Source organism: Pseudorhodoferax sp. LjRoot39, assembly GCF_964253035.1.
Lineage (GTDB): Bacteria > Pseudomonadota > Gammaproteobacteria > Burkholderiales > Burkholderiaceae_C > Pseudorhodoferax.
Window position 1 is genome coordinate 2,877,021 of sequence record NZ_CAXUQL020000001.1, and the last position, 24,224, is coordinate 2,901,244.

Genomic DNA, 24,224 nt, shown 5'->3' on the forward strand with positions numbered 1-24,224 from the left:
GCTCCCATGGCCGACTGGAACCCCGCGCTGTACCGTCGCTTCGAGGACGAGCGCACGCGCCCGGCGGCCGAGTTGCTGGCCCGTGTGCCTTTGGGACGTGCGACGTTCACGGTGGACCTGGGCTGCGGCCCGGGCAACTCCACCGAATTGCTGGTCAAGCGTTTTCCGCAGGCGCGGGTGGTCGGCGTCGACAACTCCGCGTCCATGCTGGTCAGCGCGCGCGAGCGGCTGCCCAGCGCTGAATTCATCGAATCCGACATCGCCAGCTGGACGCCCGCCCCGGGCGAGGCGCCCGACCTGCTGTTTGCCAACGCCTCGCTGCAGTGGGTGCCGGATCACGCCGAACTGCTGCCTAGGTTGTTTGGGCTGCTGGCTCCGGGGGGCGTGCTGGCGATCCAGATGCCCGACAACTGGCAGGAGCCCTCGCACCGCCTGATGCGCGAAGTGGCGCGCGACCCGGCCTGGGCCACGCAGATCGGCGATGCCGAGCGCCTGCGCACGCCGTTGCTGGGCATCGGCCGCTACTACGACCTGCTGGCGCCGTTGGCGGCCGAGGTCGATGTCTGGCACACCATCTACCAGCATCGCATGGCCGCCCCTGCCGCCATCGTCGAGTGGCTGCGCGGCACCGGCCTGCGTCCCTTCGTCGACCGGCTGTCCGATGCGCAACGGGCCGGCTTCCTGGCCGAGTACGAACGCCGCATCGACGCGGCCTATCCGCTGCGCGCAGACGGCCAGCGCCTGCTGGCCTTCCCGCGCTTGTTTCTCGTGGCCCGCAAGGCCGAAGACTCCGCGCCATGACCCGTTCGAACCCCGCCCATCCACGCGACGTGCTGCTGGGCGCGCACGCCGGCCAGATCGTGCTGCCGGTGTGCGACCACTACAGCGGCGTCGAGCTGCGCATGCGCAAGAGCCTGACGCTGCAGGCCGAGATGATCGAGGAGTTCGGCGCCTGCGTGTTCGACGTGACGCTGGACTGCGAAGATGGCGCCCCCATCGGCGGCGAAGCCGACCACGCCGCGCTGGTCGTCGCCCTCGCGCAGGCCGCCGACCCGCGTGCCCGCGTGGCCGTGCGCGTGCACCCGGTGGACCATCCTTCCTTCGAAGCCGACATGGCGGCCATCGCCGGCCAGGCCGGCGGCCGGCTGGCCCACATCATGGTGCCCAAGGTCGAGAGCGTGCAGGACGTCGAACGGGCCGAGCGCGCCTTGCTGGCTGCCGGTGCCGCCGACCTGCCGCTGCAGGTGCTCGTCGAATCGCCCGGCGCCGTGCACCGCGCCTTCGACATCGCCGCGCATCCGCGCGTGCAGTCCATCAGCTTCGGGCTCATGGACTTCGTTTCTGCCCATGCGGGCGCGATCCCGGCCGAGGGCATGAGCGCCCAGGGCCAGTTCACGCATCCGCTGGTGGTGCGTGCCAAGCTCGAGATCGCCTCGGCTTGCCACGCACATGGCAAGGTGCCCTCGCACTGTGTGGTCACCGAGTTCAGCGACGCCGACGCGATGCGCGCGGCCGCCCGCCGCGCCGCGCGCGAGTTCGGCTACACGCGCATGTGGAGCATCCACCCCGCGCAGATCCGTCCCATCGTCGAGGCACTGGCCCCCAGCGCCGAAGAGATCGATACCGCGAGCCGCCTGATCCAGGCCGCGGTGTCGGCCGACTGGGCACCTGTCGCGTTCGAGAAGCAGTTGCACGACCGTGCCAGCTACCGCTACTTCTGGCAGGTGCTGGAACGTGCACACCAGACCGGCCGGCCCCTGCCTGCCGAAATGCATTCCTATTTTTCCGACCATCCGGCCCAGACCGCGCCGGCCAAGGAGGCATGAGCATGATGAAGTCCACGCTGTTGACCCTGGTTCTGGCCGCCTCGGCCGGTGTTGCATTGGCCCAGAGCGACGCCGCCAAGGCGCCTGCGAAGGCGGCGGCCAAGCCGGCCGCCAAGAGCACCGCGGCCAAGGCGCCCGCCAGCAGCACCAAGACGAACACGGCCAAGACGACCACCGCCAAGAAGCCCGCGCCTGCCAAGGGCAAGCTCGACGTGGACCAACTGGCTGCACACGCGCCCGCCACCGAAGCCGTGCTGGGCGCCGCCGAGCTGGCGATCGCCGAACGTGTGCACGTCGGTGCGCTGCCCTGCGAACTGGGCAACACCGTGCAGCTGACGGCCGATGCTGCCAAGCCGGGCTACTTCGACCTGCAGATCGCCAAGACGCGCTACCGCCTGATTCCTGTGGCCACCACCACCGGCGCCATCCGCCTGGAAGACGCGCATTCCGGCGCCGTCTGGCTGCAGCTGGCCAACAAGTCCATGCTCATGAACCACAAGCTCGGTCAACGCATGGCCGACGAATGCAAGAGCCCGCAGCAGGTGGCCGTGGCCGAGCAGTTCAAGCTCACACCGCCGCCCAGCGTGCTCGACGCCGCGCCGGCACCGGCCCAACTGCCCGCTGGCACGGCCGTTGCTGCGCAGCCGGCGGCCAACCGCTGACCGCGCGCGCACCCCTTTCCCCACATCCCAGAACCGGAGAAGAACGCCATGTTGCAAGCCTACCGTGAACATGTTGCCGAGCGCGCCGCGCTCGGCATCCCGCCGCTGCCCTTGTCGGCGAAGCAGACGGCCGAGCTCATCGAGCTGCTGAAGGCACCGCCCGCGGGCGAGGAGGCGTTCCTGCTGAACCTGATCACCAACCGCGTGCCGGCCGGTGTGGACGACGCCGCCAAGGTCAAGGCCAGCTACCTGGCGGCCGTGGCGCACGGCACCGAGAAGAGCCCGCTGATCTCGCGCGCCAAGGCCACCGAGCTGCTGGGCACGATGCTGGGCGGCTACAACATCGGCCCCATGGTCGACCTGCTCAAGGACGCCGAGGTCGGCACCGTGGCCGCCGACGGCCTCAAGAAGACGCTGCTGATGTTCGACCAGTTCCACGACGTCAAGGAACTGGCTGACGCCGGCAACGCCAATGCCAAGGCCGTGCTGCAAAGCTGGGCCGATGCCGAGTGGTTCACGGGTCGCCCGGAAGTGCCGCAGAGCATCACCTTCACGGTGTTCAAGGTGCCGGGCGAGACCAATACCGACGACCTGTCGCCCGCGCCCGACGCCACCACGCGCCCGGACATTCCGATGCACGCGCTGGCCATGCTCAAGAACAAGCGCGAAGGCGCAGCCTTCGTACCCGAGGAAGACGGCAAGCGCGGCCCGGTCAAGTACATCGAGGAGCTCGTGGCGCGCGGCCTGCCCGTGGCCTATGTGGGCGACGTGGTCGGCACCGGCTCCTCGCGCAAGTCCGCCACCAACTCGGTGCTGTGGTTCACCGGTGACGACATCCCCTTCATCCCGAACAAGAAGTTCGGCGGCATCTGCCTGGGCACGAAGATCGCCCCGATCTTCTACAACACCATGGAAGACGCCGGCTCGCTGCCGATCGAGCTGAACGTGGACCAGATGAACATGGGCGACACCGTCGAGCTGCGCCCCTACGAGGGCAAGGCGCTCAAGGACGGCCAGGTTATCGCCGAGTTCAAGGTCAAGAGCGAGGTGCTGTTCGACGAAGTGCGCGCCGGCGGCCGCATTCCGCTGATCATCGGCCGCGGCCTGACGTCCAAGGCGCGCGAAGCCCTGGGCCTGCCGGCGTCCACGCTGTTCCGCCTGCCGCAGGCTCCGGTCGATTCCGGCAAGGGCTTCTCGCTGGCGCAGAAGATGGTCGGCCGCGCCTGCGGCCTGCCGGAAGGCCAGGGCGTGCGCCCGGGCACCTACTGCGAACCCAAGATGACCTCGGTCGGCTCGCAGGACACGACCGGCCCCATGACGCGCGACGAGCTGAAGGACCTGGCCTGCCTGGGCTTCTCGGCCGACCTGGTCATGCAATCGTTCTGCCACACGGCCGCCTATCCCAAGAAGGTGGACGTGAAGATGCACCACGAGCTGCCCGACTTCATCAGCACGCGCGGCGGTATCTCGCTGCGCCCGGGCGACGGCGTGATCCACAGCTGGCTGAACCGCCTGCTGACGCCCGACACCGTGGGCACGGGCGGCGACTCGCACACGCGTTTCCCGATCGGCATCAGCTTCCCGGCCGGCTCCGGCCTGGTGGCCTTCGCGGCCGCCACCGGCGTGATGCCGCTGGACATGCCCGAGTCCGTGCTCGTCAAGTTCAAGGGCAAGATGCAGCCCGGCGTGACCTTGCGTGACCTGGTCAACGCGATCCCGCTGTACGCCATCAAGCAAGGTCTGCTGACGGTCGAGAAGAAGGGCAAGAAGAACATCTTCTCGGGCCGCATCCTCGAGATCGAAGGCCTGCCGGACCTGAAGGTCGAGCAAGCCTTCGAACTGTCCGACGCCTCGGCCGAGCGTTCGGCCGCCGGCTGCACGGTGCACCTGAACAAGGAGCCCATCGCCGAGTACATCAACAGCAACATCACGCTGATGAAGTGGATGATCGCCGAGGGCTATGCCGACGCGCGCACGCTGGCACGCCGCATCGCCGCGCAGGAAGCCTGGCTCAAGGACCAGCAGCTGCTCAAGGGCGATGCCGACGCCGAGTACGCCGCCGTGATCGAGATCGACCTCGCGGACATCCACGAGCCCATCGTGGCCTGCCCGAACGACCCGGACGACGTGAAGACGCTGTCCGACGTGGCCGGCGCCAAGATCGACGAGGTGTTCATCGGCTCGTGCATGACCAACATCGGCCACTTCCGCGCCGCTTCCAAGTTGCTCGAAGGCAAGCGCGACATCCCGGTCAAGCTGTGGATCGCACCGCCGACCAAGATGGACGCGCACCAGCTGACCGAGGAAGGCCATTACGGCGTGTTCGGCAATGCCGGCGCCCGCACCGAGATGCCGGGCTGCTCGCTGTGCATGGGCAACCAGGCCCAGGTGCGCGAAGGTGCGACCGTCATGTCGACCAGTACCCGCAATTTCCCGAACCGTCTGGGCAAGAACACCTTCGTGTACCTGGGCTCGGCCGAACTGGCCTCGATCTGCTCCAAGCTGGGCCGCATTCCGACCAAGGAAGAGTACCTGGCCGACATGGGCGTGCTGACGGCCGCCAGCGGCCAGATCTACCAGTACCTGAACTTCGACAAGATCCAGGACTACACGGACGTGGCGGACAAGGTTCCGGCCTGATCTTTCCAGCGGGTGCACTGCCCGCGCCCAAAGAGAAAGCCCGCATCGCGGGCTTTTTCTTTGGTAGACGAAGGAGCCTTATTCCTTGGGCCGGAAGCTGATGGTCATGAGCCCGGGCACGCGGCCGTCGGTGTCGCGCGGCATGGTTTCGGTCTTCTCGATGGCGCGCAGTACGGCGTCGTCCCATGCCTTGTTGCCGCTGGACTTGGTGAGGCGCTTGCCGACGATGGTGCCGTCGGGTGCGCTGCGCACCTCGACCTCGGCGCTCGGGTTGCCCTGCACGCTGTCGGGAAACACGATGTTGGGCCGCACGCGTGCCGCCACGCGCGCACCGTAGCTGGCCGAGGGGCCAGAGGACTGCAGCGCGCTGCCGGTGGCCGTGGCGCCGCCGCTGGCGCCAGCCATGCCTTGCATGCGGCGGATGTTTTCCTGGCGGCGGGCCTCGGCGGCCTTCTCGTCGGCCGCCTTCGCCGCTGCCTGTTGCTGCTTGCGCTTGGCTTCGGCTGCCTCGGCCGCCTTGCGTTCTTCGGCGTCGGCCTTTTTCTGTGCCTCTGCCTTCTTCTGGGCTTCGAGTTTCTTCTGCGCTTCGGCCTTCTGCAGGGCTTCACGCTTGGCCTCGGCCAGGTCTTCCTGGCGCTGCTTCTCGGCTGCGGCCTTCTTCTGCTGCTCGCGCCGCTCGACCAGCTCGCGCTCGCGCTCCTTGCGCTCGCGTTCCTGCTTCTCGCGCTCCAGCGCGATCTGCGCGTCGCGCACGCTGGTGTCGGGCGGCGGGGCGGCCTTTGGCGGTGCTGGTGGCGTCGGCGGCGGCTCGACCTTGGGTTGGGGCTTGGGCGGTTCGGGCTCGGGCTGCACGGCCGGCGGTTCGACGGCACGCGGCGCCGCCTGCTGGCGCACGGACGACCAGATCTCGGCTTCCACCGCCGGGGTTTCCTGCGACTTCCAGTTCACGCCCCAGGTCAGCGCGGCGATCAGCAGCGCATGCGCCACCAGCGCCAGGCCGACGGAGCGCAGCAGGCCGCCCTGTTGCGGTGGTGCGAGGCTGGACGGGTCCAGCGCGGCGTGGGTCAAGGTGGCCATAGCCCTCGCTTACTGGCCGAGTTGCACCGACAGGCCCACCCGCGCGACGCCGGCGCGCTGCAGCGCGTCCATGGCCTTGACCACGGTCTCGTACTTCACGTTGCGGTCGGCACTGATCACGACAGGTGCATTGGTGTCGTCGCCCTGCGCGCGCTTGACGGCGGCCGCCAGTTCGCGCTGCGAGACCTGCTGGCTGCCGTCACCGCCCTTGACCTCCAGCCGCTCGTCTTTGTTGATGACGACCTGGATGATTTTGTCAGGCTGGCGCCCGGCCTTGCCCACGCTGGGCAGGTCGATCAGGCTGGGCGTGACCATGGGCGCCGTGACCATGAAGATGATCAGCAGCACCAGCATCACGTCGATGAAGGGCACCATGTTGATCTCGTTCATGGTGCGGCGGCCGCGGCCTCGGGAGATCGTTCCTGGCATCTCAGTGGCCCGAAGGCGACTGCGTCGCCACGTTGCGCTGCAGGATGTTGCAGAACTCTTCGATGAAGGTTTCCAGGCGGATCGCGGTGCGGTCGATGTCGCGCGCGAAGCGGTTGTAGGCCACCACAGCCGGGATTGCGGCGAACAGGCCGATGGCCGTGGCCACCAGCGCTTCGGCGATGCCGGGCGCCACGGTGGCCAGCGTGACCTGCTGCATGCTGGCCAGGCCGGTGAAGGCGTGCATGATGCCCCAGACCGTGCCGAACAGGCCGACGTAGGGCGAGACCGAGCCGACCGAGGCCATGAACGAGAGGTTGGTCTCGATCACGTCCATCTCGCGCTGGAAGCTGGCACGCATGGCGCGGCGCGCGCCGTCCATCAGCGTGCCGGCGTCGGAGATGCGGCGCTCGCGCAGCTTCTGGTACTCGCGCATGCCGCTGGCGAAGATGCGTTCCATGGGGCCGGCGCTCTTGGCGTTCTGCGTGGCTGCCGCGTGCAGTTCGTTGAGGTTGCTGCCGGACCAGAAATCGCGCTCGAACTCCTCGTTGAGCGCGTGCACCTTCTTGAGCGCGAACAGCTTGCGGAAGATCGCCGCCCAGCTCGCGATGGAGACGCAAACCAGCAGCGCCATCACGAACTGGACGACGAAGCTGGCGTTGAGCACCAGGTGCAGGATGGACATGTCCTGGTTCATCGGGGACTCCGGACGGAAGGGCGCAAGGTAGGCGTCATGGATGTTCGAGCACGTTCAAAACGGAGGGCGGGATTCTCGCAGGGCGCAGCGTGTCGGCCTGGACCCAGCCGATGCGGATGCTTCCCTCGCAAAGAACGGGCCCACCGGGCTCCGGCCCTGCCAGCACCTGCTGGGCCAGTAGGAGCGAGGCGGCGCCGAAACGTTCCACGCGCACGGTGACCAACAGTTCGTCGTCCAGCCGCGCGGGCTGCAGGTAGCGCACCTCGGTCGCGCTGACGACGAACATGCCGCCGCTGGCGTCCTTGAGCGCGCGCTGGCCGATGCCGCGCGCGCGCAGCCATTCGGTGCGGGCACGTTCGAAAAACTTCAGGTAGTTCACGTAGAACACGATGCCGCCGGCATCGGTGTCTTCCCAGTACACGCGCACCGGGAAGTGGAAGACATCGGCCGTCATGCGAGCAGGGTGCGCAGGCGCGCCACGGCTTCCTGCAGGTGGGCCATGGAACTGGCGGTGGAGAAGCGGATGAAGCGGCCGGTGTCGGCCTGGCCGAAATCGCGGCCCGGCGTCACGGCCAGGTGGGCCTGGCGCATCAGGGCGAACGTGAGGTCCCAGCTGCCCTGCACGCCCAGGCGCTCGCAGGCCTGGGTGCAATCGGCCCAGGCGTAGAAGGCGCCGTCGGGCATGATGGGCACCTTCAGGCCCAGCGCGTCGAGTGCCGGCACGAAGTAGTCGCGCCGCGCGCGGAATTCGGCGCGGCGCTGCTCGTACAAGGCGATGCTCTCGGCCTCGAAGCAGGCCAGCGCGGCATGCTGGGCCACGGTGCTGGCGCAGATGAACAGGTTCTGCGCGATGCGCTCGATGACTGGCACCAGCGCATCGGGCACGACCAGCCAGCCCAGCCGCCAGCCCGTCATGTTGAAGTACTTGGAGAAGCTGTTGATGCTGACCACGTCCTCGCCCAGCCCCAGCGCGCTGCGGCCGAAGGCCGGGTCGTAGGACAGGCCCAGGTAGATCTCGTCGACGAGCGTGATGCCGCCACGCGCCTGGACCTGGGCGTGGATGCGGGCCAGTTCGTCGGGCGCGATCGAGGTGCCGGTCGGGTTGGACGGCGAGGCCAGCAGCACGCCGCGCGTCTGCGCGTTCCAGGCCGCGGCGACCTTGTCGGCGCTGAGCTGGAAGCGCTCGGCCGCCGTCGTCGGCAGCAGCACGGCGCGGCCTTCGGCGGCGCTGACGAAATGCCGGTTGCAGGGATAGCTCGGGTCCGGCATCAGCACTTCATCGCCGGCCTCGATCAGCGCGAGGCAGGCCAGTTGCAGCGCGGCCGAGGCACCGGCCGTGACCACGATGCGGTGCGCCGGAACCTGCACGCCCAGGCGCTCGGCATACCAGGCGCTGATGCGCTCGCGCAGCTCGGGCAGGCCGGTGGCCTGGGTGTACTGCGTGCGGCCATCGCGCACGGCGCGGGCGGCGGCTTCCTGGACCAGCGGCGGCGCGGTGAAGTCGGGCTCGCCGATGTTCAGGAACACCATGGGCTGTGAACCGCCGGCCACCTCGCGTGCGAGCGCGGCGGCCTCTTTGGCCACCTCCATCACGTAGAAGGGTTCGATGGCCTGGGCCCGGCGCGAGATTCTCATGCGCTTGACGGCTTCTTCTTGCCGCGGTCGGCCTCGACCTCGGTGGCGCGCAGCTGCGGCGACAGGCCGTTCAGGATGCCGTTGACGTACTTGTGGCCGTCGGTGCCGCCGAATTCCTTGGCCAGCTCGATGCACTCGTTGAGCACCACGCGCCAGGGCACGTCCGGGCAGTGGCGCATCTCGTAGATGCCGATCCACAGGATCACATGCTCGATCGGCGAGATGCGCTCCATGGTGCGGTCCAGCAGCGGCTCCATCAGTGCATCCATCTGGCCCGCCTCGGCGATGCAGCCGTGCAGCAGGGCGTCGTAGTGCACGGCATCGGCCTTGTGGAAGCCCGACAGGTCGCGCGTGAAGACGTCGATGGCCGCCGCGTCGTTGCCGCTCACCACGTGCTGGTACAGCGCCTGCAGCGCGAACTCGCGTGCGCGGCTGCGTGCGTTCTTGGCCGCGGCCTTGCGCGCGCCGGTGGCGGTGCGGCCGGTGCGGGTCTGGTGGCCCTGAGGGGTCTCGGGGGCGCTGTCGTCTTGGGATTCGGTCATGGGCGCAGTTGTTCGAGCAGGCGTGCCATCTCGACCGCCACGCGGGCCGCGTCGCGGCCTTTGTCGGTCTGGCGGGCCACGGCCTGCTCCATGTTTTCGGTGGTCAGGATCGCGTTGGCGATCGGGATGCTGTGGTCCAGTGCGATGCGGCTCACGCTGGCGCCCGATTCGTTGGCCACCAGCTCGAAGTGGTAGGTCTCGCCACGCACGATGCAGCCCAGCGCGACCAGGGCGTCGTAGCGGCGCGAGGCGGCCATGGCCTGCAGCGCGGTCGGCACTTCCAGCGCGCCGGGAACGGTCTCGTGGCGGATCTGTTCGGCAGCGACGCCCAGGGCGGCCAGTTCCTGCTTGCAGGCGTTGGCCAGCGCGTCGGTGATGTCGGCGTTGAAACGGGCCTGCACGATGCCGATGGACAGGCCGCGGCCATCCAGGCGGGGATCGTTGCCGGCGAGTTCGCCCTGGTTGGCACCCTTCATTGTTCTTCCTTGTCTTGGCCGGGCGTGAGGTAACCCGTGCTTTCCAGGCCGTAGCCCGTCATGCTGGGCATGCGGCGCGGGTTGCCCATCAGACGCATGCGGTGCACGCCGCAGTCGCGCAGGATCTGCGCGCCCACACCGTAGGTGCGCAGGTCCATGCGGCCGCGTTCGGGCGCCTGGGCGGCGCGGGCCGTGCCTTCGAACTGGGCCAGCAGCTCGGCCGCGCTTTCGCCGCAGTTGAGCAGCACGGCCACGCCGGCGCCTTCGCGCGCGATGTGCTCCAGGCTGGACGGCAGCGTCCAGGAGTGCATGGAGCGGTCGACTTCGAGCAGGTCGAGCGCGGACAGCGGCTCGTGCACACGCACGGCCACGCTGGTTTCCGGGCTCCAGCTGCCCTTGACCAAAGCCAGGTGCACGCTGGCGCTGGGCTTGTCCTGGTAGGCGTGGGCGGTGAACGGGCCGTACGCGGTCTGGATCTCGCGGGTGCCCACGCGCTCGACGAGCGATTCGGTGCGGCTGCGGTACTCGATCAGGTCGGCGATGGTGCCGATCTTCAGGCCATGCTGGGCGGCGAACAGCTGCAGGTCCGGCAAGCGGGCCATGGTGCCGTCCTCGTTCATGACCTCGCAGATCACGGACGCCGGGCTGCAGCCGGCCATGACGGAGAGGTCGCAGCCGGCTTCGGTGTGGCCGGCGCGCATGAGCACACCGCCGTCCACCGCCTGTAGCGGGAAGATGTGGCCGGGCTGCACCAGGTCTTCGGCGCGCGCGTTCGGCGCCACGGCGGCCTGCACGGTGCGCGACCGGTCGGCAGCGGAGATGCCGGTGGTCACGCCCTCGGCGGCCTCGATCGAGACGGTGAAGGCCGTGGAGTGCTTGGCGCCGTTGCGCGCCACCATGGGCGGCAGGCGCAGGCGTTCGCAGAGCGCGCGCGACAGCGTCAGGCAGATCAGGCCGCGCGCATGGCGGGCCATGAAGTTGATGGCCTCGGGTGTCACGTGGTCGGCGGCCAGCACCAGGTCGCCTTCGTTCTCGCGGTCTTCCTCGTCCACGAGGATGACCATGCGGCCGGAGCGCAGCTCGGCCACGATGTCCGCCACCGGGGAGATCGGGGCTGGGGAGAGGGATGTCATGCGTTGTTGTCCTTGTCCAGCCGCAGCATGCGTTCCACGTAGCGGGCGATGGTGTCGATCTCCAGGTTCACGGGCGAGCCCTGGCGCAGGTCGCCCAGGGTCGTGTGCTCCACAGTGTGCGGGATCAGGTTGATGCGGATCACGCAGCCGCCGGCCACATCCTCGACGGCATTGACCGTCAGGCTGACGCCCTGGACCGTGACAGAGCCCTTGTAGGCCATGTAGCGGGCCAGTTCGGTGGGCGCCAGGATGTCCAGCGCCCAGCTTTCGCCGACCTGCTCGAAGCGCTGCACATGGCCCAGGCCGTCGACATGGCCCGAGACGATGTGACCGCCGAGCCGGTCGTGCGCGCGCAGCGCCTTCTCGAGGTTGACGCGGCCGGTGTCGGCCAGGCCCGCGGTGCGGGCCAGCGATTCGGCCGAGACGTCGACGGTGAAGCGCAGCGCGGGGGCGTCCAGCGTCGTGACCGTCATGCAGGCGCCGTTGAGCGCGATGCTGTCGCCCAGGCCCACGTCGTCGAGGTAGCCGGTCGGCGTCTCGATGACGAGCCGCTTGCCGTAGCTGGAGGAGCTGCCGAGGTCGTGGACAGCGGCGATGCGCCCCACTCCGGTGATGATTCCCGTGAACATAGCCGCGCATTTTCGCAGGCTTTGCGCCAGCGCCGGGCGCGTGGGGTCAGAACCGGTCGCGGCCGGGGACGCGGGCGAGGATGCGCAGGTCGGCGCCGACGCGTTCCACGGCGCCCCATTCCAGCGCCTGGGCTTGGGCCAGGTCGTCCAGCGGACCCAGGCGCGCCATGCCCATGCCCTGGCCGATCAGCTTGGGGGCGAGGTAAACCAGCAACTCGTCCACCAGCCCCTCGCGCAGCAGCGAGCCGTTGAGCTGGGTGCCGGCCTCCACGTGGACTTCGTTGACCTCGTGCACGGCCAGATCGCGCAGCAGGGCGGCCAGGTCGACCTTGGCCGCGGTCTGCGGTGTCGGGCCGGGTACGACGGTGACAGTGGCGCCGCGCGCACGCAGCGCATCGGCCTTGGCCGCATCGTCGCTGGCGGTGTAGATGAGCAGCTGGCGCTCGGGACCGAACAGCTTGGCCGTCAGCGGCAGTTGCAGCCGGCTGTCGACCAGCACCAGGTGTGGCTGGCGCGTGCTGGGCACCAGGCGCACGTCGAGCTGGGGATCGTCTTGCAGGACGGTGCCGATGCCGGTCAGCACGGCACATGCACGCGCGCGCCACGCATGGCCGTCGGTGCGGGCGGGCGTGTCGGTGATCCACTGGCTGCGGCCATCGTCCAGCGCCGTGCGGCCGTCCAGCGAGGCGGCGATCTTCATGCGCACCCAGGGCTGGCCGCGGACCATGCGGCTGAAGAAGCCGATGTTGAGCGCGCGCGAAGCGGCGGCACCCGGCCCGCACTCGACTGCGACGCCGGCCGCCACGAGGCGAGCCAGGCCCTGGCCGGCCACCTTGGGGTTGGGGTCTTCGCAGGCCGCGACGACGCGGGCCACGCCGGCGGCGATCAGCGCATCGCAGCAGGGGCCGGTGCGGCCATGGTGGGCGCAGGGTTCCAGCGTGACCCAGGCTGTGGCGCCGACCACCGAATGGCCTTGCGCCTGGGCATCGCGCAGCGCCATGACTTCCGCATGCGGCCCACCGGCCTGCTGCGTGAAGCCACGCCCGAGCACGCGGCCGTGGGCGTCGCTAAGCACACAGCCGACGCGTGGGTTGGGATTGGACAGGGTCAGCGCCTGTTCGGCCAGCGCCATTGCCTCGGGCATGAAATCGGGGGTCACGCCCCGGATTGTCGGGGATCGCTCAGGGCTGCTCGCGCCAGCCGGCCCGCGCGCCCACGGTCGCGCTGGTGCGCAGCGCCATTTGCTGGCCGGAGGCGGAGCGCAGCAAGGCGTCGCGGTGGCCAGGGCGGCGCGACAGCAACGCCGGGCCGGCCGGCGCGCTGGCCATGGCCAGCGGCTGCGCCTGCAGACTGGTGTCGGCCAGCACGAAGGGCGGCTGGGCCGGCGGCATGCCGGTCAACAGGTTCAGCACCGACACCCAACTGCGCCCCGCGTTGCGCGGCCCGGTGCCGCCGAAGGGCGCCACGCTGCGCACCAGCAGCTTGTAGCCTTCGAGCAGCTGCGGGTTGTGCAGTACGCGCTGGCCGGGGTGCGGGAGATCGATCCACCATCCGCGCGACCGTACAGCGCCCTCGGGTTGCGCCAGGCTCTGGATGCGGTGGTAGTCCGTGCCTTGCGAGATGCTGGCCTCGCCGTAGGCCAACGCGCTCAGCGTGTCGGGGCGCCGGCAGGCGGCTTCGTCGGGCTGCAGCGGGTCGGACGGGCCGCGGTCATGCAGGCCGTACAGCGACTGCGGGTTGGTGATGGGACTGTCTTGGTCCAGCAGGTGGCGGCCGGTGCCGAATGCCAGCATCCATCCACCCTGGGGATGCGGCTGCGCATACGGCGCCGTGGTGATGGGCTGGCGGCGGCCTTGTGCGTCGCAGGCGGTGAAGAGGCGGCTGGCGCGCCAGCCGCTTTCGGAACCGCCCAGGTCGAAGCGCCACAAGCGCCCCTGCAGATCGCCGGCATAAGCTAGGTCCACGCGGCCATCGCCGTCGGTGTCGAGCAGTCTCGGCATCGCCAGACCGTTGCCGTCCGCATAGGTGCACGGCGCCCCGGCCATGCAGGGCGACAGGCGCAGCAGCTCGCGGCCTTGGTCGAGGTACTGCACGAGCAGGGCCGGCCGGCCCGCGCGGCTGAAATAGCCGTTGCCGATCACGAGTGCCCAGCGGCCGTTGGCCATCTGCACGATGTGGCGCGCATGGTTGGCGTTCGCGTCGTCGAGCACGGGTGGGGCGTGCAGCTGGCCGATGTCGGCATCGGTGCCATCGGTGGTGTCGGCGACGACGAGATCGGCCTCGCTGGCCGAAGCGAAGCGGTCGGGCGCGCCCACATCCAGCACCACGTAGCCCGGCCCGCCCATGCCGAGACCGGCGACGAGCAGGCTGCGCGGCGCGGCCTGCGCGCCGACCGGGGCTTCGCCGCCGAACAGCGGACCATCGACCGCCGCTGTGCCGGACCGACGCTGCAGCCGGCGCGGCACATAGGCCAGCAATTCGCTTCCATCGTCGGCGGCGAACCCGTGCAGCATGCCGTCGGTAGCGCCGGCATAGACCATGGTGGGGCGCGCCAGCGCGCCGCCACGCCCCGCGATGAACCACAGGTTGGCGTTGCGTACCGCGCCCAGGGGCGTGTTGCCATACTGCGCGACCAATGCGGCCCAGGCTGCGCTGCCGCGCTCCACGCCCGCGCTGGCCAGGACGCGCGATGCAGCGCCCAGGCCTTGCAGCTGCCGGGCAGCGCTCCAGCGCGGATGGCTTGCCGCAGGGCTGTCCAGGGCTTGCACATCGCCGGTGGCGTCGTCGTACCAGCCGACGAAGCGCTGCTGGCTTTGCATCTGGCTGCCCGAGGCGGCGGCGACCGTGCTGGGCTGCGGCTCGGCGGTGGCGTTGGTCGCGAGTACGCTGAGCAAGGCAGCACAGGCGCGCAGGGTCAACGGTTTCATTGCAACTGGCTCCTGGGATAGGGCACGAACAGGCTCCTGAGCACCACCTGCGTACCAGGCTTGCGGCCTTCTGCCAGTGCGGTGATACGGTAGACGAAGGGGCGCGCCGGGTCCGGCAAGGCGTGCTGCAGGCTGGCCGGTGTGGGGCCTGCGCCGCGGAACAGGAAAATCTCGACCCAGTACCAGCCGCGCACACTGGGTTCCGGCGCCGCGCCATCGCTCGCCAGGGTGAACTGCCCAAGATGAGCTCCGAGCGGTTGTGGCAGGGGGCCGGTGCGGGCCAAGGCTTGCAGGCTGCTGGGCACGCAGATGCCATCGCGGCAGGGCACCGCCGCGCCGACCTGGAGCAGAGCGCGCACCTCGTCGAACTCGTCGGTGTCTTGCGGAAAGTAGGGGGCCGTGGCGACCGATGCCGTGCCGCGTTCGCGGCAGCCGATGAAGCCGCTTGCAGTGCGCTGCGGCTCCACAGGGCTGGGGTGGCAGGGCGCATCGCCACGACGTCCGAGGATGTCGGCCTCGGCGTCCAACAGCAAGGCCTCGGCCATGGCCTGCGCGCGCAGGCGGTCGGACTGGTGCCCAGCCACCATCTCGTGCAGCAATCCGGCGCGGGCGCTGGCCAGCACCGCCAGACCGGCAAGCACCAGGGCCACCATCACGCTCAGCAGGGCGATGCCACGTTCTTGCATGCTGATCTCACTGGCCGGTGGAATGGAGGTTGCGCAGGCTGAACGTGGCGTAGGCCACGCGGTGCAGCCGGCCATCTGCGGCCTGGTCCACGCCCTGACAGTTGCGCACGCCTGTTGCCTGTGGGTGCGGGCCTTCGCTGCGCAGCTGCAGGCAGACTTGGACGACAGCCACGTCGGCCCACCGGCCGGCCATGTCGTCGGCGTCGACGAACCGGAACTGGTCGCCACCGGAGCCGGCCGAGCGGATCCCATAGAGCACCTGGAAGTCCTCCACACCGTCCACGATGACCTGGCTGCCGCTGGCCGCCTGCGCCCCAAGGCAGCGCAGGCTGCCGTTGGCCACGAAAAAGCGGCTGTCAATGCGGATGCCTTGGGCCGCGGCGTCAGGGCGATTGCCAAGGCAATCGTGTGCCTCGCCGTTGTCTTGGTAGCTGGCGCTCAACGCGTCGGGTGCGCCCGCGCGGCCATTCTCGCCCTGCACGGCGTAGCCACCGGTCGCATAGCCGTCGAACGCGGTACTGAAACGCACGCTGCCGTCGGTGTTCTCCGCCAGGTCGACGGCGCCGGCTTGGCGCAGTTGCAGTCCGATGGCGCGCAACGCGATGTCCGCGCGCTGCTGCACTCGGAGCGCATCGCCGTGGACGGCGGCGCTGGCCTGCACGAATGCCAGCGTTCCCATGGCCGTCAGCACGACACCCATCCCCACTGCGAGCGCCACGACGAGTTCCAGCAGCATACGGCCGCCTTGCCGTTCAGAATGGGACGTAGGTGACATGGCAGTTGCTCTGCACAGGGCAATCGAGGCTTGTCGCCGGCGCCAAGGCGCTGGCGCCGGTTGAACGCCAGGAGATCGCGATTCCCATCTGTCGACCGCTCCCGCCCACGGCGAACACATGGGCGTCGCTGCCAGGAAGCGCTTGCGCCAAGGCATCGCGCCATGCAGACAAGTCGGCGCGTGCCAATGCGCTACCCAGGCAGGGCGCACTGCGGCAATCCGCCGACGCCGGACGCTCGCCCCAAGCCAGCTGGTAGCTACCGCTTGCTGCTGCGTTGCGGTTGAAGAGCATGCGGTCTGCGAGATCCTCGGTCAGGAGAAGCGCCATGCTGCGTGCGGCGGTGTCGCGGCCGTCGCTCAGGTGCCGCGCCTGGGTCCAGGCCAGCGCACCGATGCCGGTCGACAGCACGAGCATGGCCACCAGCGATTCCAGCAAGGTGATACCGGTCTGGTGCGTGCGATGGTTGAGGTTCAGCATGTGGCTACCCCCGTGACGGTGCGCACACGCCCTGTGCGGTTGACGCACAAGACGGTGGTCATCGGTGTGACTTCTGCTGCTGGAGAGATGACGAACTTGTGGGCAACCAGCACAGGCACGCCGCTTCGGCTGAACTCCATCGCGGGTCCGCCGCCTGGGTGCGTCAATCGCAGGCCGGGTGGCGGAACGAAGCGCTGCAGTGTCCGTGCTTCGCCCGGTAGTGCCGCTTGCACATCCCAACCGCAGCCCCAGTCGTGTACGGTGGCCAGCAGCGCACCGCAGTCGATCCGCCGCTGCAGTGCGATCGGGGCGTTGCGTCGCACTGCCTCCCAGCGTGCCAACTGCATTGCGCTGGTCAGTTCGGTGCGCACCGTGGCGACGCGCTGGCGCAGCAAAAGGTCGCGCCACGCAGGCCCGGCCAGCGAGACCAGCACACCAACGATCAGCAGACAGACCATGGTCTCGACCAAGGTCACGCCTGCAACGGCGCTGTGCGCGCCAACCCTCAAACGGAAGAACCTCATGACGACCTCTCAGCGCTTTGGCAGGAGGCAGTCTAAGGATTCAATTGCTTACAAAAAAGATGAGAAGTTCACGGCAAGTCCTTCTGCATACGATTTGCCGAATTTTTCAGCGTTTGACCTCGTCGACGAGTGTCTTGAACTCCTCGATGTCGGCGAAGCTGCGGTAGACGCTGGCAAAGCGCACGTAAGCCACCTTGTCGAGCTTTTTCAACTCGCGCATGACGAGTTCGCCGATGGACTGCGATGGAATTTCGCGCACGCCCAGGTTCAGCAATTTCTCTTCGACGTGCTCGATCGCCGCGTCCATCTGCTCTGTGCTGACGGGTCGCTTGCGCAGCGCCAGCGCGAAGGAAGAGCGCAGCTTGGCCGGTGAGTACTCGGTGCGCCGGCCATCCTTCTTGACCACGGCCGGGAAGCTGACTTCGGCGCGCTCATAGGTTGTGAATCGCTTGTCGCAGCCGGCGCAACGTCTGCGCCGACGGATGAAGTCGCCGTCTTCCGAAACCCGGGTCTCGGCGACCTGGGTTTCGGTATGGCCGCAGAAGGGGCACCGCACAGCGGACTTGCGCTCGCCCGCCCGATCAGCGGTAGACCGGGAAACGCTGGGTCAGCGCAGCGACCTTGGCGCGCACCTGGGCCAGGTTGGCTTCGTCGCGCGGGTTGTCGAGCACGTCGGCGATCAGGTGTGCCGTGGCATGGGCTTCTTCCGTACCGAAGCCGCGCGTGGTCATGGCCGGGGTGCCGACGCGCACGCCGCTCGTGACCATCGGCTTTTCCGGGTCGTTCGGGATGGCGTTCTTGTTGATGGTCATGTGGGCGGCGCCCAGCACGGCCTCGGCTTCCTTGCCGGTGATGCCCTTGGCGCGCAGGTCGACCAGCATCACATGGCTTTGCGTGCCGCCGCTGACGATGCGCAGTCCACGCGCCGTCAGCGTCTCGGCCACCACGCGGGCGTTGTCGAGCACGCGCTGCTGGTAGCCCTTGAATCCGGGCGTCAGCGCTTCCTTGAAAGCCACGGCCTTGGCCGCGATCACGTGCATCAGCGGACCGCCCTGCAGGCCCGGAAACACGGCGCTGTTGATGGCCTTCTCGTGCTCGGCCTTCATGAGGATGATGCCGCCGCGCGGGCCGCGCAGGCTCTTGTGCGTGGTGGAGGTCACCACATCGGCATGCGGAACCGGGTTGGGGTAGACGCCTGCAGCGATCAGGCCGGCGTAGTGCGCCATGTCGACCATGAAGATCGCGCCGACATCGCGCGCCACCTTGGCGAAGCGCGCGAAATCGATGTGCAGGCTGTAGGCCGAGGCGCCAGCGATGATCAGCTTGGGCTTGGTTTCGTGCGCGCGACGCTCCATCGCGTCGTAGTCGATCTCTTCCTTGGCGTTGAGGCCGTAGCTCACCACGTTGAACCACTTGCCGCTCATGTTCAGCGCCATGCCGTGGGTCAGGTGGCCGCCTTCGGCCAGGCTCATGCCCATGATGGTGTCGCCGGGCTTGAGGAAGGCCAGGAACACGGCTTGGTTGGCCGAGGCGCCGCAGTGCGGCTGCACGTTGGCGGCGTCTGCGCCGAACAGTTGCTTGACGCGCTCGATGGCCAGTTGCTCGGCCACGTCCACGTACTCACAGCCACCGTAGTAGCGGCGGCCGGGGTAGCCCTCGGCGTACTTGTTGGTCAGCTGCGAGCCCTGTGCGGCCATGACGGCGGGCGAGGCGTAGTTCTCGCTGGCGATCAGCTCGATGTGGTCTTCCTGGCGGCGGTTCTCGGCCAGGATGGCGGCGTACAGCTCGGGGTCGGTTTGTTCGATCAGGATGTTGCGGTCGTACATGGCAGTCCTCAGAGGTATGGCCTTGTATCAGTACAAGGGCTGCCCAGGCGAACGGCTGAACGCGGGGGATCACAAGGATCCTGCGGTACGCTTCCCAGTGGTTGTCGAGGAGCTTATGAAAGTCCGGCGGTTCCACGTCAGCATGCGGTCTGCGCTTGACCGCTGCCTATCGCCAGTTGCGTACGGGCGCTAGTGTAGCCGAGCCACCGGCCCGGCTGCCCGCGTCAGGAAGCGCTCTGAGACAGCGACAGCAGCGTGTCGTCGGCCTTGGTTTGCACGGGGGCAAGCTGCGGTTCTTCGGCCGGTGCGGCTGCCGGAATCACGCGCGGCTCGGGCGGTGGCAGCGTGCGGCCGGTGGCCACCTGAAACAGCCGGGCGTGTTCGGCCAGCACCTTGAGCGCATAGTTCTGGCCTTGTTCACCGAGGCCATCGCCCACGTAGTGGCGCAGGCCGCCCTCGATGGAGCCGGCGCGGGCAATGCACTCCTGCAGCACCTTGACGCCGACCTTGAGGTTGGTGACCGGGTCGAACGCCGCCAGCGTGCCGCCGAAGCGGTCGTACTTGGCGGTGTGCACGCGCGTCATGACCTGCATCAGGCCCTGGGCACCCACGGTGCTTTGCGCAAACGGGTTGAAGCCGGACTCGACCGCCATGATGGCCAGGATCAGGGTCGGATCGAGCTTGGTCTGGCGGCCCACATCGTAGGCTTCTGCCACCAGCGCGCCGAGCGGCTCGGGCGCGACGCGGTACTTCTTGCTGAGCCAGAACGCCACGGCGGCCTGCTGCTTGGGCAGCTCGGCCGGGTTGGTGGCGGTGGCGCGCTCGATCGCGCCGGGCTCGGACGGTTGCCAGGCGGCTTCGGTGGTGGCGATGTGGCGCTCCTGCAGCCAGCCCATCAACTCCACTTCCGCGGACTGACGCAGGTCGGGCCGCGCCAATGCGGTACCGGCACACACCACCACGACCAAGCCCAGCAGGGCGAAGCCGTTGTGGGTGATCTCGAAGAACCCTTGGGCGACGTCGGACGCGAACGTCCTCAGCCCTTGCCCGATGTTCTGTAAAAGCTCCATAGCCTTCCTTCTCTCAGAAGCCCGCCGCCACGGCGCGGGGCTGTGGCGGAAGGGCTTGTCGATCGGATGGGGTCCATGTCCGGAATCGCGGTGTTCCTGCAGAAGGATGCGACTCTTGGCCTCGTGGCACTACGGGAAAACCCCAGGGTCCCCTGTTGGGGCTGGCGGATTCTAGAAGTGGCTTTAATAACAAGTCAAGAATATCAATTCTATTCTTTATTCTCTATGGGAATTTTAAAAGTGGGCGGGCTAGGCAGTTTGTGTCAACACAAGCGCATCAATGGCGAACACTTTTGTCATTGAAATACCGGCTTTGCCAGAGCTTGTGGTGGCGACTAGAGTGAAGGCGCTTGCCTGACAGCGAGCATTCCACCGGTAGGAGCAGTTCTGCGGCATTCGTGCCAAGGGTTGCAGCCCCGGTCACCCCTTGGAGGCAATACCTTGCCTCCACCGCATGGCAGGACATTGACCTCCAGCCTGCGAAAACGGCGGCGAAAGACGATGAGTCCGCTGCCCGGTCCGGCGTCCAGGATCTTCCTGGCGCCGGGCTTTCTTGTTGGGGCCGGCGCAGTAGGATGCCGGCATGTTCGCAGCGCTTCGCTCCCGTCTTCCCCTCTGGCTGCAACGCCTGGCCCTGACTCTCCTTGTCTTGGCGTTTTTCTGGAGCGCCGGCATGCTGTGGGTGCCGTGGCTGCTCAAGCCCCAGGCCGAGCGTGCCATCGGCGAGGTGCTGGGCCGCAATGTGCAGATCGGCAAGGTGGAGTTCCGCCCCTGGAGCCTGGAACTCACGCTGCAGGATCTGGCCGTGCGCACCCAGGACGGCGCAGGCGACCAGCTGCACATCGGCCAGATCTACGTCAATGCGGCGCTGGCCTCGCTCTGGCGCCTGGCACCGGTGCTCGATGCGCTGGAAGTGAGCCAGCCGCGGCTGCAACTGCGCCAGCAGTCGCCGGGGCACTACGACATCGACGACGTTCTGGCGCGCCTGTCGGCGCCCTCGGACAAGCCGCCGGGCGAGCCGCCGAGGTTCGCGCTCTACAACCTGGCGCTGACGGACGGGGCCGTCGAATTCCAGGATGACGTGGTCGGCCGCCAGCACTGCCTGCGTGGGCTCCAGCTGGGCCTGCCCTTCCTGAGCAACCTGCAGGCCGACCGCGAAGTCCAGACCCAGCCCCGGCTGGCGTTCACGCTCAACGGAAGCACCTTCGACTCTTCCGCCCAGAGCACGCCGTTCCTGGATTCGCGCAAAACGGCGGCGCACTTCGCCATCCGTGGTTTCGATGTGCAGCCCTACCTGCCCTACTGGCCGAAGGGGCTGCCGGTCAAGTTGCAGGGCGGTGTGCTGGAGGCCGATCTGGCCCTGGATTTCGAGCAGACATCGAACGCCTCCGTGGTCGTCAAGGGCCAACTGGGCCTGCATGGCCTGCAACTGCAGGACGCTGGCGGTGGCGAATTGCTGCGGGTCGAGCGCATCGCGCTGGACGTGGCCGAGTTGCGCCCGCTGCAGCGCGTGCTCCGGCTGGCCTCGCTCGAGATCGACGGGCCGCAGTTGCGGGTGGAGCGTGACGGCGCTGGCCGGCTGAACCTGTTGCCTGCTGCGCCAGCGACGGCAGAGCCTGCGCCAGCCGCCGAGCCGGCCGTCCCTGCGCCGGCCTGGTCGGTGGTGCTGGACAAGGCCGTGCTGCAGGGCGGGCGCATCGCCTGGCACGACCAACTGGCAGTGCCCGGCGGGCCGCCAGCAGAACTCTCGATGGACCAGTTGACGCTGGCGCTGCAGGAGCTGGCCTATCCCTTCACCCAGCCCATGCGCTTGCAGGGCTCCGCCCGGATCGGCGGCGTGGCAGCTCTGGCCTTCGAGGGCAGCGCGACCGACCAGGCGGCCGACCTGCATGCCACGCTGGACAAGGCCCCGCTGGAACTGGGCGCACCCTACCTGGCCGCCGTGGTCAAGCCGCGCCTCAAGGGCGAGCTGTCGGCGCGGCTGGCACTGGCCTGGAAGGCCGAGGGCGGCCTGGTGCTCAACGCCGAGCAGCTCAGCGTCGCACAGCTCGCGCTGGCCACAGCCGAGCCCACCGACATCCGCAAGCTGGAAGTGCGCGACGCCCGCGTCGATCTGGCCAACCGGTCCGTGGACGTGGGCCGCGTGCAGGTGGAGCGGCCCCGCCTGGCGCTGGCGCGCGATGCCAAGGGGCGCTGGATGTTCGAGGACTGGCTGGTGCCTGCGCGCGCCGAGCCTGCACCGACGCCCGCGCCGGCAGGCGCGCCCTGGCGCGTCGGTCTGCGCTCCGTGGAAGTCGACGAAGGTGTCCTGGGCTATGCCGACCAGTCCACGGCGAGGCCGGTCGCGCTCGCCGTCTCTGCGCTCAAGCTGCGGGCCGGCCCTTTGCAACTCGACCAGCGCGCGCGCCTGGTGCCCGTGGAATTGTCGGCCGCCATCGCCGCCGGCAAGACGACGCCGGGCAGGCTTTCGCTGCGCGGCCAGCTGGCGCTGGAACCGATGGTCTTGCAGGCCGACCTTGACCTGCAGGCACTGCCACTGCACGCCTTGGAGCCTTACTTCGGGGAGGCGCTCAACGTGCGGGTGCAGCGCGCCGACACCAGTTTCAAGGGCAGCCTGCGGTATGCGGCCCTGAGCGGCGGTCCGGCATTGCGCGTGGCGGGTGACCTGGGCATCGACGACCTGCGCGCCCAGCAGGGCACTGCCGACACCGCGCAAGCCACCACCGGGCGCGACCTGCTGACCTGGAACACGCTGCGCCTGCGCGGCCTGGCACTCGAGATGGCGCCCGGCGCGGCGCTCGCTCTGGCCGTGGACGCAACGGCGCTCAGTGATTTCTACGCGCGCGTGATCGTCGACGAGACCGGCCGCATCAACCTGCAGGACCTGGTCAAGGCCGCGCCCGCTGAGGCCACGGCCGCTGCCGCTCCGCCCGCCCCGGCACCGAACATCCGCTTCGGGCCGATCCAGGTGCAGGGCGGCCGCGTGCTGTTTTCCGACCGCTTCGTCAAGCCCAACTACACGGCCAACCTCACAGAGCTGCAAGGCCGTCTGAGCGCCTTCGATTCGGCCGGCGTCGCTGGAGGCCAGCCGGCCATGGCCGACCTCACGCTGCGCGGCCGGGCCGAAGGTACGGCCTCGCTGGAGATCGACGGCAAACTCAACCCGCTGGCCAAGCCGCTGGCGCTGGACATCCGTGCCAAGGTGCGCGATCTGGAACTGCCGCCGCTGTCGCCGTATTCCGTCAAGTACGCCGGCCACGGCATCCAGCGCGGCAAGCTCAGCGTGGATCTGCACTACGAGGTGCTGCCCAACGGCCAGCTCACGGCCAGCAACAGCCTGGTGCTGAACCAGCTGACCTTCGGCGACCCGGTGCCGGGCGCGCCGGCCAGCCTGCCCGTGCGCCTGGCCACGGCCCTGCTGGCCGATCGTAATGGCGTGATCGACCTGAATCTGCCGATCCAGGGCTCGCTCAACGACCCGCAGTTCAGCATCGGACCGGTGATCCTGAAGATCCTCGGCAACCTGATCCTCAAGGCCGTGACCGCGCCGTTCAGCCTGCTGGCCAGCGCCTTTGGCGGTGGCGGAGAGGAGCTCGGCAAGGTGGACTTCGCGCCTGGCCTCGCCACGCTCGACAAGGACGCCGAACAGCGGCTCGACAAGGTCGCCCGTGCATTGACCGACCGGCCGGGCCTCAAGCTTTCCGTGATCGGCACGGCCAGCCCCGAGGCCGAGCGCGAGGCCTTGAAGCGCGCACGGCTCGGGCGCCTGGTGCAGGCCGAAAAGCGCCGCGAAGTCGTGGCCACGGGCCAGCCGCTGCCTGCGCAGGGGGGCGGCGCCCCGCCGACCGTGGTCAGCGCAGAGGAATACCCGGCCCTGTTGAAGTCGCTCTACGCCCGCGCCGAGCTGGCCGACAAGCCGCGCAATGCGCTCGGCGTGGCCAAGGAATTGCCTGTGCCCGAGATGGAGGCCCTGCTGCTGGCCGACATGCAGGTCTCCGACGAATCCGTGCGCAACCTGGCCGTGCAGCGCAGCGTGGCCGTGCGCGACTACCTGGCCGCGCAGCAGGTTCCGCTGGAGCGCCTGTTCCTCGGCGCGCCGCGCACCGTGGCGTCCGAAACCGGCTGGGCGCCGCGCGCGGAACTGGAGCTGGCCACGCCCTGAAACCACCGCGCAGCGGTACCGGCGCAAAAGCAG

General features: G+C 68.8%; 23 protein-coding genes and 1 riboswitch. Of the genes, 5 read left to right on the plus strand and 18 right to left on the minus strand.

From position 1 onward, the window contains the following. The first annotated feature begins 6 nt into the window (after positions 1-6). Genes tam through acnB form a run of 4 tightly spaced genes read left to right on the plus strand, consistent with a single transcriptional unit; the run spans position 7 to position 5,128 of the window. On the plus strand, positions 7-801 hold the full coding sequence (tam, locus tag ACSQ4M_RS13605; RefSeq protein WP_436190044.1) for a trans-aconitate 2-methyltransferase: 795 nt from the start codon (positions 7-9) through the stop codon (positions 799-801). After that, positions 798-1,826 (plus strand): HpcH/HpaI aldolase/citrate lyase family protein, encoded by a 1,029-nt coding sequence (locus ACSQ4M_RS13610; protein WP_436190045.1) that lies wholly within the window; start codon positions 798-800, stop codon positions 1,824-1,826. Before tam ends, ACSQ4M_RS13610 begins: the two co-directional genes overlap by 4 nt. Positions 1,827-1,831: 5 nt before the next feature. After that, entirely contained in the window at positions 1,832-2,488 is a 657-nt protein-coding gene (locus ACSQ4M_RS13615) for a hypothetical protein (RefSeq protein WP_436194007.1), read from the plus strand. Positions 2,489-2,536: 48 nt separating this feature from the next. After that, a complete protein-coding gene (gene acnB, locus ACSQ4M_RS13620) occupies positions 2,537-5,128 on the plus strand; it encodes a bifunctional aconitate hydratase 2/2-methylisocitrate dehydratase (RefSeq protein WP_436190046.1) in 2,592 nt (863 codons plus the stop codon). Between the two features lie 78 nt (positions 5,129-5,206). Here acnB and tolA read toward each other — a convergent pair whose 3' ends face one another. The 18 genes from tolA to ACSQ4M_RS13710 form a co-directional block, all read right to left on the minus strand. Next, a complete protein-coding gene (tolA, locus tag ACSQ4M_RS13625; protein WP_436190047.1) occupies positions 5,207-6,205 on the minus strand; it encodes a cell envelope integrity protein TolA in 999 nt (332 codons plus the stop codon). 9 nt (positions 6,206-6,214) lie between these two features. Next, entirely contained in the window at positions 6,215-6,634 is a 420-nt protein-coding gene (gene tolR / locus ACSQ4M_RS13630; protein WP_436190048.1) for a protein TolR, read from the minus strand. 1 nt (position 6,635) lies between these two features. Beyond that, positions 6,636-7,328 (minus strand): protein TolQ, encoded by a 693-nt coding sequence (tolQ, locus tag ACSQ4M_RS13635; RefSeq protein WP_436190049.1) that lies wholly within the window; start codon positions 7,326-7,328, stop codon positions 6,636-6,638. A 34-nt stretch (positions 7,329-7,362) separates the two neighbouring features. Beyond that, complete coding sequence (gene ybgC, locus ACSQ4M_RS13640) at positions 7,363-7,782, minus strand: tol-pal system-associated acyl-CoA thioesterase (protein WP_436190050.1); 420 nt, start codon at positions 7,780-7,782, stop codon at positions 7,363-7,365. Continuing rightward, entirely contained in the window at positions 7,779-8,963 is a 1,185-nt protein-coding gene (locus tag ACSQ4M_RS13645) for a pyridoxal phosphate-dependent aminotransferase (RefSeq protein WP_436190051.1), read from the minus strand. Before ACSQ4M_RS13645 ends, ybgC begins: the two co-directional genes overlap by 4 nt. Then, positions 8,960-9,505, minus strand: coding sequence for a transcription antitermination factor NusB (gene nusB, locus ACSQ4M_RS13650; RefSeq protein ID WP_436190052.1), 546 nt, complete (start codon positions 9,503-9,505; stop codon positions 8,960-8,962). The genes ACSQ4M_RS13645 and nusB overlap by 4 nt, the downstream gene beginning before the upstream one ends. Further along, entirely contained in the window at positions 9,502-9,981 is a 480-nt protein-coding gene (ribH, locus tag ACSQ4M_RS13655; RefSeq protein ID WP_436190053.1) for a 6,7-dimethyl-8-ribityllumazine synthase, read from the minus strand. Before ribH ends, nusB begins: the two co-directional genes overlap by 4 nt. Beyond that, positions 9,978-11,114, minus strand: coding sequence for a bifunctional 3,4-dihydroxy-2-butanone-4-phosphate synthase/GTP cyclohydrolase II (gene ribBA, locus ACSQ4M_RS13660; RefSeq protein ID WP_436190054.1), 1,137 nt, complete (start codon positions 11,112-11,114; stop codon positions 9,978-9,980). The genes ribH and ribBA overlap by 4 nt, the downstream gene beginning before the upstream one ends. After that, a complete protein-coding gene (locus ACSQ4M_RS13665) occupies positions 11,111-11,743 on the minus strand; it encodes a riboflavin synthase (RefSeq protein WP_436190055.1) in 633 nt (210 codons plus the stop codon). The genes ribBA and ACSQ4M_RS13665 overlap by 4 nt, the downstream gene beginning before the upstream one ends. A gap of 46 nt (positions 11,744-11,789) precedes the next feature. Then, entirely contained in the window at positions 11,790-12,887 is a 1,098-nt protein-coding gene (ribD, locus tag ACSQ4M_RS13670) for a bifunctional diaminohydroxyphosphoribosylaminopyrimidine deaminase/5-amino-6-(5-phosphoribosylamino)uracil reductase RibD (RefSeq protein WP_436194008.1), read from the minus strand. Positions 12,888-12,924: 37 nt separating this feature from the next. Then, entirely contained in the window at positions 12,925-14,670 is a 1,746-nt protein-coding gene (locus ACSQ4M_RS13675; RefSeq protein ID WP_436190056.1) for a pilus assembly protein, read from the minus strand. Beyond that, positions 14,667-15,356 (minus strand): pilus assembly PilX family protein, encoded by a 690-nt coding sequence (locus ACSQ4M_RS13680; protein ID WP_436190057.1) that lies wholly within the window; start codon positions 15,354-15,356, stop codon positions 14,667-14,669. The genes ACSQ4M_RS13675 and ACSQ4M_RS13680 overlap by 4 nt, the downstream gene beginning before the upstream one ends. 7 nt (positions 15,357-15,363) lie before the next feature. Continuing rightward, the gene (locus ACSQ4M_RS13685; RefSeq protein WP_436190058.1) at positions 15,364-16,092 is read right to left on the minus strand and encodes a PilW family protein; all 729 of its coding nucleotides are present in this window, start codon (positions 16,090-16,092) and stop codon (positions 15,364-15,366) included. Positions 16,093-16,108: 16 nt separating this feature from the next. Then, a complete protein-coding gene (gene pilV / locus ACSQ4M_RS13690; protein ID WP_436190059.1) occupies positions 16,109-16,609 on the minus strand; it encodes a type IV pilus modification protein PilV in 501 nt (166 codons plus the stop codon). Then, on the minus strand, positions 16,603-17,133 hold the full coding sequence (locus tag ACSQ4M_RS13695) for a GspH/FimT family pseudopilin (RefSeq protein ID WP_436190060.1): 531 nt from the start codon (positions 17,131-17,133) through the stop codon (positions 16,603-16,605). Before ACSQ4M_RS13695 ends, pilV begins: the two co-directional genes overlap by 7 nt. A 106-nt stretch (positions 17,134-17,239) precedes the next feature. Continuing rightward, complete coding sequence (nrdR, locus tag ACSQ4M_RS13700; protein ID WP_436190061.1) at positions 17,240-17,689, minus strand: transcriptional regulator NrdR; 450 nt, start codon at positions 17,687-17,689, stop codon at positions 17,240-17,242. Positions 17,690-17,714: 25 nt separating this feature from the next. Then, on the minus strand, positions 17,715-18,959 hold the full coding sequence (glyA, locus tag ACSQ4M_RS13705; RefSeq protein ID WP_436190062.1) for a serine hydroxymethyltransferase: 1,245 nt from the start codon (positions 18,957-18,959) through the stop codon (positions 17,715-17,717). Positions 18,960-18,993: 34 nt separating this feature from the next. Then, positions 18,994-19,149, minus strand: a riboswitch (ZMP/ZTP riboswitch). A gap of 34 nt (positions 19,150-19,183) precedes the next feature. Continuing rightward, complete coding sequence (locus ACSQ4M_RS13710; protein WP_436190063.1) at positions 19,184-20,029, minus strand: transglycosylase SLT domain-containing protein; 846 nt, start codon at positions 20,027-20,029, stop codon at positions 19,184-19,186. Positions 20,030-20,612: 583 nt separating this feature from the next. Between ACSQ4M_RS13710 and ACSQ4M_RS13715 the strand changes: the two genes are divergently transcribed. Then, entirely contained in the window at positions 20,613-24,191 is a 3,579-nt protein-coding gene (locus tag ACSQ4M_RS13715; protein WP_436190064.1) for a DUF748 domain-containing protein, read from the plus strand. The last annotated feature ends 33 nt before the right edge of the window (positions 24,192-24,224 follow it).